Annotated in this window: 1 protein-coding gene; it reads right to left on the bottom strand. The window is 40.6% G+C overall.

Annotation, left to right across the window (positions count from 1 at the left end):
• The coding region (locus tag HZY83_RS08200) for a cobalt-factor II C(20)-methyltransferase (protein WP_179943542.1) at positions 1-373 on the bottom strand (373 nt) is incomplete at its 3' end.
• Positions 374-397 lie beyond the last annotated feature (24 nt).

Genomic DNA, 397 nt, shown 5'->3' on the forward strand with positions numbered 1-397 from the left:
CTGCGAGTGTCACTGTTTCAATGTCGCCTTTTAATAATTCCAATAAATAGCTATACGTACTGTAAACCATGGGGTCTCCAAGTGTAATGAACCCAACATCATGTCCATTTTGAACATCTGCTTTGATTTCTTCCGCGATTTCTTTCCATGCAAGCATTTTTTCTTCTTTGTTGTAACTCATTGGAAAATGGCGTTCTTTGATGATTAATGTATCTTTTAAATAAGGGCTGACGATTTTCTTAGCTAAACTTTCGCCGCCTTTTTTTGGTTGCGGTGTGTAGAGAATTGCTACATCCCCGAGTCTTTCTGCTGCTTCCATCGTGACTAACTTGCTATCTCCGGGACCTGTACCAATGCCGTAAAATTTAGCCACGTGTTTTCACCCTCTCTATTGCAG

This window comes from Gemella sp. GH3, from assembly GCF_013415425.1.
Taxonomy (GTDB): Bacteria; Bacillota; Bacilli; order Staphylococcales; family Gemellaceae; genus Gemelliphila.